Origin of the sequence: Colwellia sp. 20A7 (assembly GCF_009832865.1) — a bacterium.
Classification (GTDB): Bacteria; Pseudomonadota; Gammaproteobacteria; order Enterobacterales; family Alteromonadaceae; genus Colwellia.
This window is the reverse complement of the sequence record NZ_CP047130.1, coordinates 1,393,734-1,406,691: the sequence shown is the minus strand read 5'-3', so window position 1 is coordinate 1,406,691 and position 12,958 is coordinate 1,393,734. Positions and strand designations below refer to the sequence as shown.

Here is a 12,958-nt window from a genome sequence, read left to right as displayed (position 1 = left end):
CTATTTTACTCCTGTTAATTGTACAGGATACTTAACATCATGTTATGTATCCTGAATTATTCAACCAACATATTAAGGTCTACCCGAGTGCCATTTAAATGCCTATCACTATATTTCCCTATTATTGCACTGTTGTTTTCTTCAGCATCTTTTTCCGAAGAACTAGTTGATATAATGCTAATCAATGGGCATGTTTTAACAATGGATGCAAAGCTAACGCAATACCCTCAAGGCTTTATTGCTATAAAGGGAAACAAGATTGTTGCAGTAGGACCACAAACACAAGCAAAACAGTTTTCTGCTGTTGAAACGCTCGATCTCGATGGAGATTTAGTGCTTCCTGGATTTATAAACACACATACCCATGTATCTATGTCACTATTTCGTTCTTTAGGGGATGATGTTAGTGATCGTTTACATGGTTATATTTTTCCCCTTGAAAAAGAGTTTGTTTCTCGTGAAATGGTTTATTTAGGTGCCGAATTAGGCAACTTAGAAATGTTAAAAGGTGGTGTTACGACTTATGCTGACATGTATTATTTTGAAGATGAAGTCGCTAAAGCTGTTGATAAAATAGGTCTTAGAGCGGTACTAGGCCAAACGGTTATTAAATATCCACAAGCCGATGCTAAAACACCAAAAGAAGCCATTGCTTATGCAGAAAAATTCATTAAGAAATATAAGAGTCATGCCCGAATAACGCCTGCTTTTGCTCCTCATGGCCCTTATACTAACAGCACTGAAGATTTACAAAAAATAGCTGAATTATCGCTACTTTATGATGTTCCTGTATTGACTCATTTAGCAGAATCTCAGAAAGAACAAACCACAATAGCAGAGCGCTCTGATGGGTTATCTCCTATCGCATATTTAGAGAGTATAGGTGCTCTAAATAAAAATTTAGTCGGTGCCCATGTGATTTTAGCTAATGATAATGACATCACTTTATTGAAAAAAAATCGCGTTGGCGTCGCACATAATATCAGCGCTAATATTAAATCTGCGAAAGGCGTTGCGCCTGTACTTGATATGTTAAAACAAGGGGTTGATGTTGGTTTAGGTACTGACGGTCCTATGTCTGGTAATACCATTAGCTTAATCGACGAGTTTAGCCAAGTCGCAAAGATTCACAAACTATGGAATAAAGATCGAAGTGTTATGCCTGCCGTAGACATCATAAAAATGGCAACTATGGGTGGTGCTAAAGTTTTGAACCTTGAAGATAAAGTAGGCTCATTAGAAATAGGAAAACTAGCTGATATTATTGTTTTTGATACAAAATCAGCCAACATGACCCCTATGTATAACCCATATTCAGTTTTAGTTTATTCGGCTTATGCGACCGATGTAAAGCATAGTATTGTTGATGGTAAATTGTTAATGAAAAATCGTGAGGTATTAACCGCTAATGAACAGAATGTAATTAAACGAGCACATGAATTTAGTAATAAAGTTAAAGAATTACTAATCAGCCAAGGGAAATCGATTTTATAACTTCAGCAAAAGAAGTTATCTTAGGCTTATGCCAGTTTCATTAATTAAGTGAGCAGTTTTATACGTAGAAAGAATTGCCAAATACAAGGCTTTTATTTCAATAACTAGTTATTCTAATTATTAAATAAATAACGATGTAGTTGGTGATTTTAGCAAGTAGGAATGATCACATAGTTAGTGAGATTTGTATTAATCACACTTCACCATAAACATCGTCAATTTGTCCCAACATAGCTCCCCTTCTATGTTGGGACAGAATAAATTGTTGTCGATAATAATAATAATCTAATATCAGCTTTAAAAATAGTACGGCTTTAAACCTACACTTTAGCGGTGCTTCTTTAGGTTTTTTCTTTTTGATTTTGAAGTAACATAATAAAAGAGCTAAATTCAATTGGCTTACTAAAGAAGTAACCTTGTACTGAATTACATGAATTTTGTGCAAGAAAGTCTAACTGTTCTTGGGTTTCAACACCTTCCGCAATAACCCCTAAATTTAAATTGTGTGCCATGGCAATAACAGCTCTAACAATAGCTTTATCGTTATCATCACTAACAATGTCTCTAACAAACGATCGATCTATTTTTAAAAAGTCTAAAGGTAATTTTTTTAAATACGACAACGAACTATAACCCGTACCAAAATCATCAATAGCAACACTAACACCAATCGCTCTTACTTTATTAAGAAGCTTTTCAGTAATGGCATAATCGTCAACCATCACACCTTCCGTTATTTCTATCTCTAATAAACCAGGGTCTATTTTATTGTTCTTAATACAGGCATGTAGATGAGGAAAAAGGTTTTCATCAAACACTTGAGCTGGTGAAAGGTTCAGTGAAATTTTAACTTTGTGTCCCATTTTGTTAATTTTATCAACCATTTGGCAAGCTGTATCAATCACCCACTTACCAATAGTTATAATCAATCCACTTTTTTCAGCAATAGAAATAAAAGAATCAGGAAATAGCATTCCTTTAGTAGGATGGTTCCAACGAATTAATGCTTCAGCTTTGACAATTTTATTTAGCTCTAAATCTATAATCGGCTGTAAGAATAATTCAAACTCATTATTCTTAATCGCTTCTCTTAACTCGTGTTCTACTTCAATAATAAGGCGTGATGCATCTTTCATAGATTGAGAATAAAATTGTAACGAATTTTCTTTTGATTTTTTACCGTTATAGGCACTTAAATCAACAAACTTCATTAACTCTTCAACGCTGTGTGCATCATGTGGAAAGTTAGCTGCACCTATACTTAAGTTAATATTAAAGTTCTCTAACTCACTAGTTTGAAATGTCTCTCTGGTACAATCAAGGATTCTTTCAACCACACCTTCACAGCAAGTCTGATTATCTATATCAGTTAAAATTATAGCGAACTCATCACCTCCTACCCTAGCGATAAAATCAGATGTTTTGATGCTACTTTTAATCCGACCACTCATCTCAACAAGTAATTTATCTCCTTCGTCATGACCATAAAATTCGTTGTGACGTCTAAAATCGTTGATATCTACATATAATAAATAAAAAGGAACATTTGATACTATTTGTTTTTCCAATGTTTGCCAAAACGAAATTCTATTTGGTAATTTGGTTAACATATCCTGTAAATCACTTTTTTCATTTCGTTGTACTAAATACTTGATATTACTAATATCATTAGCAAATATAATCCAGTTTTTTATTTCGTTTAGGTCATCTAAAACAGGGTACAAAGCAATTTTCAACCATTTTAATGTCGACGGTGGAGACATCCAGCAGAGCTCGCCATCCCAGCTAGATTTAGTAGCGATGATGCGTTCATACTCTGGTAATTGGTTTTTTAAGAGTTGAACAATAATATCAACGGGGCTCGACGGCTTATCAATTGTAGAGCCATCTTCTTTAAACAGGTTTAATGCCGCAGTATTAGCAATAATAGTAGTAAAGTTGTTTTTGGTAATAAGTACTGCAAAGCCTGCATTTTCAATCGCTTTAGTTAGCGCAGTAATAATATTTTCTTGCTCGTAAGGCTTATTAAAAATAGCTAGAATTCTTGTGTGCAGATACTCATTTTGTTCTATTAAATGATCATTATATAAAGAGAGTTCACGAGCAGACTGCATGGTGCTTTGACGAAGCGTGAATTCTTCAGTTTGATTACTGATAATCAGTAAATTCTGTTCGTCTTGTTTAATCGCAATCGCTTCTAAGTGTAATTCTTTTTTATTTGCGACAACTTCTGTCCAAAATCCAGAGCGGACTCGGCTATTTTCAGTGCCGTTCCATATAAATTGCGCATCGATAAGAAAATCTTGCAAGAAAGGTGAGTTATCGTCAATGCTAAAGATGTGTTGGCTAGTAGAAAGAGGAAGTAATTCAGTAGCCCATAGGCCAGATCCACCAATAAGTTTAAAGAGTGCTAGCTTTTCATCAACAGGTTCAATAATAACTTGTTGCATTGCATTTAGTACATTATTTAGTATTGAAGTCATGCTATGAATTCTCTTGCAGCAATTTAGCCAGCTCAATAAACATGTTTTCTACATTTGCGCCGGTTTTAGCACTTGTATAAAAATGTAAATCAAACAAATCTTTATAATCTTCTAGCCCTTTATCTTCCCAATGCCAACTTGGTTGTAAATCACTTTTATTGATAGCGAGAATAGCGGGACATTTAGCAACTTTTCGGGCGAGACTATGAATTTCTAAACCTTCGATTAAAGAGGTAGTGCGTGTTTGATCCGCGACAATAATATAGGCTGATGCGCCACGTAAATAGCGTTCTTGAAAAGCATTATAGCGATCATTGCCTTCAATATCCCAGAGCATAAACTGCAGAGAATTATTTTCTAGCGTAACAACTTTTTTATCAATTTTAACACCGATAGTCGTTAGGTATTTTTCGTTAAAAATACCTTCCACAAATTGCTTAACTAAACTTGTTTTTCCTACGCTAGAGGCACCGAGTAAACAAATTTTCTTTTGAATCAAAAGCCGTCTCCAATTTCTGTATAGTGCTGTTAAAATGCCAGTTGATATCAGGCATATCCCTTTAACGTTTATTCTACATTTACATTTTTATTTGATTACATTTTCTTGTTTGTTTTTTCACCACTGCTTACATATAGCACGTTAAAGAGAACTTTTCTTGCATTATTTTTTACGTTCATAATATCTATTTGCCCTAAACCTGTAACATACATTTGCTCTTTACTTAGCCCTAAAAGATTTAAAGCATTACCCGTATTTTCTCCGCGCTGCCTACTTAATAACGTATTCTTAGCAATACTACCTGAATTATCACTACAGCCAATAACGACTAAACCAACGTTTAAATCAAGTTCATCCGCTAATTGGTTTAGTTGATGAAAATATTGATAAAGTTGCTGCAGAGTTGAGTGCATATTTGGTGTTACATCAGCACTAGCAACGGGAAAGTCAAGTTGAATAGTTGTTATCCTACCAACTAAATCTTTAAATATTTGCGCTTTAATCGCCTTAGTTGAAATGGCTTCATTAGCAGAAGGAGGCTTAACATCCTCTATTATTAAATTTCTTTCTAGCGTAAAACCAGCGGCCATCAATGCAGTTACCAGTTTTTCAGATTTTAGTACAGCGAGTGTCCCCGATAAGTATAAACGTTCTTTGTTCCACATCATGTTAAGTTCAGGATATTCAAGTAAAACCCGTTGTGCTCTGATATTTAGAATGTCAGAATCTAAAGAATGATACAGTCGCTCAGTTAATGATAGTTGCTCAATAGTAAGACTGTTTTCCTCTAACCATTCAGAAACCAAAATAGCGTCAGGATCACGTAAAATATCAAGTTTAACCTTGTTATTACTTTGTACGTCAATATGATTAATAACAACACCTGATTCATGATCTAGCGTCATCAGCTTATCGGTTAAAGCTTGGTTCTCCCACCACTTTACCGCTTGAAAACCAATTAAAATCATAAAGGCTAAAACAGCCAACCAAGCAAACCAAGGTGTTTTTTTATTTTTAGGCTCTGGTGTTTTTTGCTCTGCTAATAAACAATCTCTCAGTAAATTTTCGGCCGTAACAAAGGCTTCATTATCGCCGTTAAACTGCATAAGATCATTGGCGTACAAACTGTGAATACTTTCTAATATTATTTGTAGTTTATCACTAACTTTTTGCGGTGGTTTACCTGTTACCGCAGCTACTACCAATGCATTAGGCCCTGGCTTTATTAATAAGGTGAAATTATCGGTTGTCACCGTTTCTAGCTGTTCTTTTAATCCATCTTCATTATCTAAAAAAGAATCACCAACAAAGTCATTAATTGCCGTTAACATAGAAGAAATTAAATCGGCATCACTTTTCGCTGTGCTATTAAAATTCACCGAGTTTAGTAATAACCCTGTTTCTCTATGGATTAAAAAAACATGTTCAACTCGATAAACAAATGTTTGTGAAGCAACATACTGTGAGAATTTAACACCCGCTTGCCAGGCTTTAATGCGCCAAGTTAACCCTTTCAATGTTAGGCTACTATCAATTAACTGGTTTGTTTTTTCCATAAAATCAGTTAGAAAAGCCGTCACTGACTTTCTTACTAAACTGCCCATTAAGGGATAAAGGGAGTTTACTAACCTGTCACTATTATGTGCGACCGAATCTTCTACCACATCTTCTACAATAGGCAATAAAACTTTATTAACCGAGCCATCTTTTTTTTGTCTATCGTGTAATGCTTCAGTAAATACCTCACCCACAATAGTACGCGCTTCTTTTTGAATAGCGTCGGTTACCACATGACTGTTTTTACCCAGTATTAGCGATCTTAATTGTTCAAGTTGCTGTTCAGATTCAACTTGCTCGGTATCAGATGACTTCGACATTATAGCTGGTCATCTGCCAAGTTTGTTGCCATTGTTGCCAGCAATTTAGCCAGTGTTTTACGATCGGTTTTAGACGAACTTAATTCTTTTGATACCGCCTCAAGATGGTTTTTAAGCTGCTCAAGTTGTTCATTGAAACCATTAGACAATACCGCACTTTCGCTATTAAGCGACTGTTCAATATCTTTAAAATCTTGCTGTGTTGCTACGGTAAACATTTCGTATTCTGACGCTAAACTGGTATGGTCTTTTTGCATACTTTCTTCATTATCATCATGACGTTTATCAACAAAATTTACTTGTTTTTCTAAATTTTCTAATTGTTGACTAATATCTATTTGCATTTTATCTAAACGAATTGAAAACTTTTTATCTTGTTCGTTAAGGGCTTGCTCCATATCACTTCGTAATGTCGTTAGTTGTGTAATTAGCTGCTGCTGGGCATCACCAAAGACTATTTGCCTAAGTTGATCAAGTTCTCCAATGGGGGTAATAGATTCTTGTGCTTCTTCATCGTTTTTATTTTTATTTGACATACGAATATTCCATTTTAAGCAAAAAATAGTGCGGTATATTTAATGTTCCAGTAAATTAAAAATATACTTGTTTAGCTTTTTAAACTGATTTAAATTAATACTATAGCACCACAATGATTATTATCTATACAGTATATTAATTTTATTTTTTTAATTTAATAAATATAATTAACAGTAAAGTTAGCGCAACTATTGAAATATTTACTACTATAGTTACAAGCTTCTTAACACCTCTATTTACCTATAACCATTAATTAATATATAATAAATAGATATAATTCAATTAAGTACATTAAAATTTGTTAACTATAATACGTAGTGAAATAAGTAGTACAAAGTCTAAAAGTTAACTAAAGGATAATAAATGCCAAATACAACCAACAAAGAACTCAATTTTTCAAACGATGAACAATTAGTTTCCATTACTGACTTACAAGGAGATATTGTTTATGCGAATGAAGAGTTCTGTCGGGTAGCTGGCTACACTTTAGAAGAGCTAAAAGGACAACATCACAATATTGTTCGCCACCCTAATATGCCAAAAGAAGCTTTTTCTGATCTATGGAAGAAGTTAAAAAATGGCGAGTCTTGGCGTGGTATGATTAAAAATCGTTGTAAAAATGGCGATTATTATTGGGTAGATGCCTATGTAACCCCTTTATCAGAAGGAGGTAGAATTACAGGTTATCAATCAGTCAGGGTAAAACCCACAACTCAACAAAAAAATGATGCTCAAAATTTTTATGATAAATTAAATGCTCAAAAAACTGTGTCAGACTTTCACGCAAACACAAAATTAAAACGTCTTATTATCGGACTTATGCTCGCCACTTCCCTTTTATTTTCTTTATTATATTTAGACTCATATATCACCGCAGTTATTATTTTGTTGAATATCATGGCCACAGCACTTATTTTTTCTGAAGAATTATTTACCTTTCCAAATTATGTAGAAGAAATTAAAAAACATTCTGATAGTCCATCTCGCTTTATTTTTACCGGTAAGGGCTTAACGAATATAACGAAATATCAAACTACCTTATTGCAAGCCCGCATACGTACTGTTCTTGGCCGTAGCTATGACGCGGGAAAAATATTATCGAGTCAAGCTGAAACATTAAAATTAGCCTCAAACGAAATGCTGACAGGCACTTCAAATATTAATCAACAATTAGAACAGTTTTCTACTGCTATTGATGAAATGAGTAGCACTATTAGTAATGTTAGTGAAAATACCGTATCGACACATGATAAAGTGACACAAGTTCAACAAGAATGTGACGATGCGACAAACTTAGTCACAAACAATCAAAAAAGAATGAGTAGCCTCGCTAATGATGTTCATTCGGCTGCAAATAGTGCAGAGAGTTTAGTCCTAGATGTTGATAAAATCTCAAAGATTATGAGTGAGATTCAAGGTATTGCTGATCAAACTAATTTACTAGCCCTTAATGCTGCAATTGAAGCAGCACGAGCCGGGGAGCAAGGCCGAGGCTTTGCTGTGGTTGCCGATGAAGTGAGAACATTAGCCAGTAGAACTCAAGATGCAACCGGAGATATACAACGTTCAGTGTTAGAATTACAAAAAACTTTACAAGAGTGGAGTACAGTAATGCTAGTAAGTAAGGATAGTGCTGAGGCATGTTCTGCTAATACATTAATTATTAAACAAGCTATCGAAAATATCATGAAAAGTGTTGGTGATGTTAGTGATATGACCGCACAAATATCGACAGCGACTGAAGAGCAGAATGTTGTATCTGAACAAATGAACAAGCAAATTACAGATATAGATATTATTTCAAAAGAAAATGAAGTGCTATGTAATAAAGTAAGCTTAAGTGGAGAAAGTGTTAACAATAGTGCCAAAGAAATCGAAGCACTAAGTACTACATTTCATTAATACAACCGTTCATCATTTTAAACTTTAAGCTTTTAAACACAATTATCAGTTCTCCTACTTTGTAGATTGTTTATTCCGCATAAACAATCTACAAAGTATTCTATAGAGTAATTTAGAAAGTTATTGAACTGTGAAATATAACACTAATATGGATTATGACTTTTGCCCATCCCAAATGTGAAACAATACACTAGCACAAAGAATCACCGTGATGTAAAGGTTAGCTGTAATGTTTAAAAAAACATTAATGCTTATTCTTATCATCAGCTTAACTAGCTGCAAAACCACACCAAACTTAGATTCAATTCGAAGCGCCGAAACCTTAATTAAACAAATAGAATCTAATAATCCAGATATTATTGCTATTGCTCAACAAGCAGTTCACACCAATAAACTTATTCTCAAAGATGTCAGTGATATTAAAGCGTTGTTGGATGAATTAAGCCAAAAAGTTGGTGACGTATGGGGCGAAAAAAATCCGCAAGTACCTAATAATAAAAAACTGGTTAAATATACAAATAATTACAGATCCCGTGCAATTGTTGATTTTGAAAAAGGCACCATACTAATTGAAACTTTAGCAGATAGTTCTCAAACTAAAACGCTCACTAATTTACAAAACGCCATCACCACTACCCTATTATCAACAGCAGATCCTAGTAAAACTGATATATTTTCAAGCGATATTCCCAAACTGTCAGGCCAGCCTTATTTATATCAGCAAGTGCTTGATCATGATGATAAAGCGATTCAATATCAATGGCGTGCTAATCGATTTTCCAAGTATTTAACCGAGTTCAAATTGCAAAAATATAACAACAACGGAAAACAAATTTACGCAGTTAGAATTGATATGGTTGAGAAGCATCAGCATTTACGCGAACAAAAATACAGTACCTATGTACTCGCTGCAGCTAAACGTTATCAAATATCACCACAATTGATCTATGGAATAATTGAAACTGAAAGTAGCTTTAACCCTTTGGCAGTAAGTTCAGCTAATGCCTACGGCTTGATGCAAGTTGTGCCAAAAACCGCAGGTGCTGATGTATTCCAACGCATTAAAAATAAAACTGGCATGCCAACAAAACAACAACTATTTGATCCTGCTTATAACATTGATATTGGCGCTGCCTATTTGTATATTCTAAATAACAACTATTTAAACGAAGTTGCTAATTCAACTAGCCGACATTATTCAATTATTTCTGCATACAATGGTGGTGCAGGAAATGTACTAAAAACCTTTCACAGTAATAGAACAACAGCGATGAAAGTACTCAACACAAAGTCATCTAACGATGTTTATTATTTACTGACACAAAAACACCCTAAATCAGAATCTCGCCGTTATTTAGAAAAAGTAACTAAGGCTGAAAAAAGTTACTGATAGATAATAATCAAAACGCCCCACGATATAGTCAGTTCGTGGGCGGTTGAATAAAAGCGAGGTTCTGAATCCCCAGAACTACACAGCATAACTTAGAGAGCGACGTCACTCCGTTGGTCACCACTTCTGTCATTCCGTAGTTCACTTAATACGGAATCCCATGCGTGTGGTTGAATAAAAGCGAGACTCAGAATGACGAGAAATATTCAGAATAACAAAAAAACTCCTCATTATATGCACATTATTTGCACATTGACCTATTATTATTTACAGCATATAAACCAATTGTAAATATTATCCCCTTGGAGGGTGTGTCAAATGAAGCCATCTCTATTACACATAAAAAGAACATTAAGCTGTAGAAATAATGCAAGTACCGCCTTACTAAGCTTATTGTTTGCATCTTCTCTTGCGGCTTGCGGTGGAAGCAGTACCAGCGATTCGGATGATACAGGTGATACCGGCAGTACGGTTGACACTAACACTGCGCCGGTTGCCAATGCTGGTGCAGACCAAACCTTATTTGTTGGTAGTACAGTCGCATTATCTGGCGAAGCAAGTAGTGACGCTGATGGCGACACACTTGGCTACTCATGGAGCTTATCTACGTTACCTGACGGCAGTGTTGCTACATTATCTAGCGATACTGACTCGACAACCTCATTTTCAGCAGATGTAGCAGGTGTTTATGTTGTCACGCTAATGGTAAATGATGACGAAGAAAACAGTGAAGTTGATAGTGTTGATATTACCGTGTCGGAAGTTTCTGACGGTTCAACAACAGGTGTTTTATGTGACTATAACTACGACGCTTATAATGAATCAAATTCAGTACAATTATACAGTACTGTTACTTGGAGCTGTACAGATGAAGAGCGTGAAATAACAGCAAATGGTGTCCCTGATCACGCTGTTGGCACTTTCCCCAACGAAGACAATCCAAATTCAATCACAGAACAAAGTATAACCGACAGTTTTACATTAACACCTGTTGAAACGACAACAGCAACAACATTAGGCGGACCTGCCGGTGTTACTGGTTATGTACTCAATGGTGTAAAAATTGATGCAGGTACAGCAGGAAGTTGTGATGATTCGGCAGAAAACTGTAGCTTAATCGATAACTCAGGTAATTGGCATATTGAAGCATTAGGTCACAATAATTTTGATTTTGGTACCGACGACAACAACGCGCATGTACAACCAGGCGGTGCTTATCATTACCATGGTATGCCTGAAGGCTTCATTACTCAACAAGATGGCAATGAGACTAAAATGACAATTATCGGTTGGGCTGCTGACGGCTTCCCTATCTATGCGCGTTATGGTTATACCATTGCTAGCGATTCAACCTCAGCAATAAAAGCGGTAACAGGCAGTTATCAATTAAAAACAGACATATCAACATCTCGTCCATCAACTGAAACTTATAGCCTAGGTACATTTGCTGAAGATTGGGAATATATTGCTGATTCTGGTGATTTAGATGAATGTAATGGTCGAGTTGGCGTTACCCCCGAATTTCCACAAGGAATTTATCATTATTATGCAACTGACACTTACCCATATTTCCAACGTTGTGTAACAGGTGAAGTAGAATCGGCTGGCGGTCCACCACCACAATAAGAGTACTCAGTTGAGTAGGTGCATAACAGGTGATTTTAGTAAAAAGCCTGTTGTGTTAACTCCTAATGAATACTCTCAACTAATCCAAACTAATTAAGTTAAATTTAGTTAAATTTAGTTAAGTTAAATAAACTATAGAGCCACCTTATGAAATATATAAAAAAAAGCCTTATCTCAGTTGTTACTTTGCTATCTAGCATACTCTTATCACAGCACGCATCTGCACATGTTATGGTGTCGCAACGTGGCACACTCAACATTATTGATAATGGCGTATTTATGGTGCTTTCATTGCCTATTACCGCTTTTGAAGGCGTTGATGATGATAATGACGGCAAACTGTCAAACACTGAATTTACTAAACACCGCAGTGTTATTACCAATGTTATCCACGAAAAAGTTGTACTAAAAGATAAAAAAAGAAAGTTAGTGTTAGAAGATATGATCCTTTCTCCCGTCACGTCGCATCAGTCACCAAAAGATCCTGTATCACAACTGGTTGTGATGGGACGATACAATTTAACTGACTTACTTAGCCCATTGGAATACACAATAGACTTGTTTGGAACTGCGCCGACAGAGCAAGTATTAGATATTGTTGCGACCCGCAAAAGTGATAATCAAAAAAGAAAGCTTAAGCTAACACCTCAAAATTCAAGTGTTTCTATTTTTTAATCAAACGAAACTAAAAGTTTCGGCATATAGGTTCAACAAAAAAGGGTAATAACATCACTGTTATTACCCTTTTTAATATTACTTGTTTGAGCCTAGCGAAGCTAACTAGAAGCCGGCATTAAACTCAATTCACTTTAGTGATTTTCAGATACCATATTCACAGTATACTTAGGAATATCAACAACTAAATCTTCATCACCTACAATAGATTGACAGCTTAAACGAGATTCTGGCTCTAAGCCCCATGCTTTATCTAGCATGTCTTCTTCAAGTTCATCGCCCTCTTCTATTGAGTCGAAACCTTCTCTGATAATTACGTGACACGTTGTACAAGCACAAACTTTTTCACAAGCATGCTCAATACCAATGTCATTTCTCAAGGCAACGTTTAATACACTTTCGCCTTTCTCAGCTTCAACGACAGCGCCATCAGGGCATAATTCTTCGTTGGGTAAAAATATAATTTTTGGCATAT

10 protein-coding genes are annotated in these 12,958 nt (G+C 35.3%); 5 read left to right on the top strand and 5 right to left on the bottom strand.

Annotated features, from left to right (window positions below):
- The first annotated feature begins 87 nt into the window (after positions 1–87).
- Positions 88–1,494, top strand: coding sequence for an amidohydrolase (locus GQS55_RS06065; RefSeq protein ID WP_236559775.1), 1,407 nt, complete (start codon positions 88–90; stop codon positions 1,492–1,494).
- Between the two features lie 341 nt (positions 1,495–1,835).
- Here GQS55_RS06065 and GQS55_RS06060 read toward each other — a convergent pair whose 3' ends face one another.
- From GQS55_RS06060 to GQS55_RS06045, 4 genes are all read right to left on the bottom strand, one after another.
- A complete protein-coding gene (locus GQS55_RS06060) occupies positions 1,836–3,977 on the bottom strand; it encodes a sensor domain-containing protein (protein ID WP_159818899.1) in 2,142 nt (713 codons plus the stop codon).
- Position 3,978: 1 nt separating this feature from the next.
- A complete protein-coding gene (locus GQS55_RS06055) occupies positions 3,979–4,476 on the bottom strand; it encodes a Rab family GTPase (protein ID WP_159818897.1) in 498 nt (165 codons plus the stop codon).
- 95 nt (positions 4,477–4,571) lie between these two features.
- A complete protein-coding gene (locus GQS55_RS06050) occupies positions 4,572–6,353 on the bottom strand; it encodes an OmpA family protein (RefSeq protein WP_159818895.1) in 1,782 nt (593 codons plus the stop codon).
- The gene (locus tag GQS55_RS06045) at positions 6,353–6,889 is read right to left on the bottom strand and encodes a hypothetical protein (protein WP_159818893.1); all 537 of its coding nucleotides are present in this window, start codon (positions 6,887–6,889) and stop codon (positions 6,353–6,355) included. The genes GQS55_RS06050 and GQS55_RS06045 overlap by 1 nt, the downstream gene beginning before the upstream one ends.
- A gap of 364 nt (positions 6,890–7,253) precedes the next feature.
- Between GQS55_RS06045 and GQS55_RS06040 the strand changes: the two genes are divergently transcribed.
- The 4 genes from GQS55_RS06040 (at position 7,254) to GQS55_RS06025 (ending at position 12,483) form a co-directional block, all read left to right on the top strand.
- Positions 7,254–8,792, top strand: coding sequence for a methyl-accepting chemotaxis protein (locus tag GQS55_RS06040; RefSeq protein ID WP_159818891.1), 1,539 nt, complete (start codon positions 7,254–7,256; stop codon positions 8,790–8,792).
- A 229-nt stretch (positions 8,793–9,021) separates the two neighbouring features.
- Positions 9,022–10,182, top strand: coding sequence for a murein transglycosylase domain-containing protein (locus GQS55_RS06035; protein ID WP_159818889.1), 1,161 nt, complete (start codon positions 9,022–9,024; stop codon positions 10,180–10,182).
- Between the two features lie 318 nt (positions 10,183–10,500).
- The gene (locus tag GQS55_RS06030; protein WP_236559774.1) at positions 10,501–11,808 is read left to right on the top strand and encodes a YHYH protein; all 1,308 of its coding nucleotides are present in this window, start codon (positions 10,501–10,503) and stop codon (positions 11,806–11,808) included.
- 147 nt (positions 11,809–11,955) lie between these two features.
- Positions 11,956–12,483 (top strand): hypothetical protein, encoded by a 528-nt coding sequence (locus GQS55_RS06025; RefSeq protein WP_159818887.1) that lies wholly within the window; start codon positions 11,956–11,958, stop codon positions 12,481–12,483.
- Positions 12,484–12,617: 134 nt separating this feature from the next.
- Here GQS55_RS06025 and fdx read toward each other — a convergent pair whose 3' ends face one another.
- Complete coding sequence (gene fdx, locus GQS55_RS06020; RefSeq protein ID WP_159818885.1) at positions 12,618–12,956, bottom strand: ISC system 2Fe-2S type ferredoxin; 339 nt, start codon at positions 12,954–12,956, stop codon at positions 12,618–12,620.
- Between the last annotated feature and the right edge of the window lie 2 nt (positions 12,957–12,958).